This is a genomic window from Arthrobacter sp. H41, from assembly GCF_000520535.1.
Classification (GTDB): Bacteria; Actinomycetota; Actinomycetes; order Actinomycetales; family Micrococcaceae; genus Arthrobacter_D.
Genome location: NZ_KI914845.1, coordinates 3,552 through 5,879, shown reverse-complemented (window position 1 = coordinate 5,879; position 2,328 = coordinate 3,552). Strand labels below are relative to the sequence as shown.

The window sequence follows — 2,328 nt, the reverse complement described above, 5'->3', positions numbered from 1 at the left end:
GCCGACACCCGCCACACCTGCGCAAGTTCCGCAAGGGAACGCTCCGCTAAACGCCGGAGTAGCTGTGCAGCCCCGAGAAGTAGATGTTCACGATCGTGAAGTTGAACACGATGCAGAGGTAGCCGACGATCGAGAGCCACGCGGCGCGGGTTCCCGTCCAGCCACGGGTGGCACGCGCGTGCAGGTATCCGGCGTAGACGGTCCAGATCACGAACGTCCACACTTCCTTGACGTCCCACCCCCAGTATCGTCCCCACGCCTGCTCGGCCCAGATGGCGCCGGCCATCAGGGTGAACGTCCATCCGACGAAGGCGATTGCGTTCAGTCGGTAGGAAAGGTTCTCGAGGCTTAGGGCGGAGGGAACAATCCGCATGAATTTCGCCTTGTCGGGCCGCCCGGCGGCAACCTTCGCCTCACGTGAGGTCTGCACCAACTGGAGGATGGACATGGCGAACGTGATCGTGAACAGGGCCGACGACGCCACCGCTACCGACACGTGCACCACGAGCCAGTAGCTCTGGAGTGCAGGAACGAGGCTCGCCACGGGGGTGGGGAACCCGACGGTCGCGGCGCACAGCATCATCACCACGAGGCCGATCACGAAGGACCCGACGAAGCGCAGATCCTTGCGGGTGAGGGTGACCAGGAAGATCACCGCGACGAAGAAGGCTCCCGTGGTGCAGAACTCGTACATATTGCCCCAGGGCACCCGGTTCGCCGCGAAGCCGCGGGTGACGACGGCCACGCCGTGGATGACGGCGGCGAGCACCGTCAGTGCTACCGCGGTGCGGGCAGAGGACCTTGGGCGCCCGGAGCCGTACTCCATCGAGTCATCGGCGGTGGCGGCGTCGGACGGCACTGCCGCTGAAGCGCCGGACCGTCCTCCCACCCCGGTCAGCACAGCCTGCTCCTCCGCAAGCCGGGCTTCCACGCCGCTGATGGTCTTGCTCGACTTCACCAGGTCCAGCACGAAGAAGACGAACGCTGCCATGTAGGCGATGGAAGCCAGGAGCATGAACAGCTCGCTGACCCCGCCCAGTTCAGTATCGACGCTTGGCATTACTTGTCCTTCTCATCGTTGGAGGAATTTCCAGTGCCGGAACCGGCGGCGCGTGCCCCCGCGGTCTGCAATTCATTTTCGCCGGTGCGCTGTTGCTGCACCAGCCAGCGTTTGGCGAGCAGACCCCCGACGGCCTTCGCCTCCCCGGGTAGCCGGTGGTCGGAGCCGCGGGCCAGGAGCCCGTACTCCACCATCACGCGACCGTCGGCATGTGCGCCCGTCCGGACCCACATCCTCCGCCGTCCGATGAACAGCGAGGCGGACAGACCCGTCAGTGCGAGCGTCGAGAACACCAGCGCCCCGAGCTGCCCCGGATCGTGGTGGATGTCGAGGGCAACGTAGCGCCGGAGGCCTTCGAAGGTGATGGAGCCCTTGCCCTCCGGCAGTTCGTAGGTCTCTTCGGCACCCAGAACGATGCCGCCGTTCTCGCTGGTGCGGCTGTTGAGTTCGGTGAGGTCCTCGGTGTCGAGGACGTAGACGTTCTTCGGGTTTCCTTCATCGAGCCCAAGATCCCCGTAGTAGGCGTTGAGGTTCAGCTGGGGGTTGAACGGATCGGGATCCCTCGAGAAGGAAACACCGGCCTCATCGACGAACGCCGTGGGCAGGAAGAACCCCACGAACCCGAGTTGCTCGGGCTTCGCATCGGGGGCCTTGATGACCACCAGCGACGTGTAGAGGCCGTCGGAAGGAACCGAGACGACAGGGCCTTCCAGAGCCACGTTGCCCTCGCCGTCTCGGATAGTGACCACCGGCGCGTACCCGTTTCCCACCAGGTACACGCTGGTACCGCCAATGGTGATGGGATCGTTGACCTTCAGGACCTGCTCCTCGGGCTCCGCGCCCGGGCCGTCCTGCGTGGTGACGTTCACGGTGAAGTCGATCGGTGAGCCGTAGTTGCTGGGCTGGGAGCGGTCGAACTGCACGTCGAAGGCGTCCAACCGGATGGAATAGGGTTCGAGCTGGTCTCCCGAGAAGTTCGAGCCCGGCGTGAACGAGTCATAGCCGACGAGGGTATTGACGAAGCTGTCACCCTCCACGATCACCTTCTGCCCGTTGTAGCCGAAGAGGCTTCCTACGGCCACCGAGACCAGCACCCCGATCAGCGAGGTATGGAAGACGAGGTTCCCCAGTTCCTTCGACAGCCCGCGTTCGGCTCCCACCGAGGGGCGGTCGGTCCCGGTATCCCTCACCTCCACGCGGTACCCGCGTTTCTTGAGGACGGCGGCGGCGTCGTCGGCAGCGGACGACGGCGTGATCCCCGCCTCGGC

The 2,328-nt window shown here is 65.1% G+C and carries 2 protein-coding genes; both read right to left on the bottom strand.

What is annotated here, in order from left to right; all coding sequences use genetic code 11:
• Positions 1 to 46 precede the first annotated feature (46 nt).
• The gene (gene ccsB / locus Y705_RS0116135; RefSeq protein WP_026533594.1) at positions 47 to 1,060 is read right to left on the bottom strand and encodes a c-type cytochrome biogenesis protein CcsB; all 1,014 of its coding nucleotides are present in this window, start codon (positions 1,058 to 1,060) and stop codon (positions 47 to 49) included.
• The coding region (gene resB / locus Y705_RS20795; RefSeq protein ID WP_081738124.1) for a cytochrome c biogenesis protein ResB at positions 1,060 to 2,328 on the bottom strand (1,269 nt) is incomplete at its 5' end. The genes resB and ccsB, both read right to left, overlap by 1 nt.

Excerpts from the sequence above, each read along its gene's own strand:
- ccsB (WP_026533594.1), bottom strand. The coding sequence starts at position 1,060 with ATGCCAAGCGTCGATACTGAACTGGGCGGGGTCAGCGAGCTGTTCATG.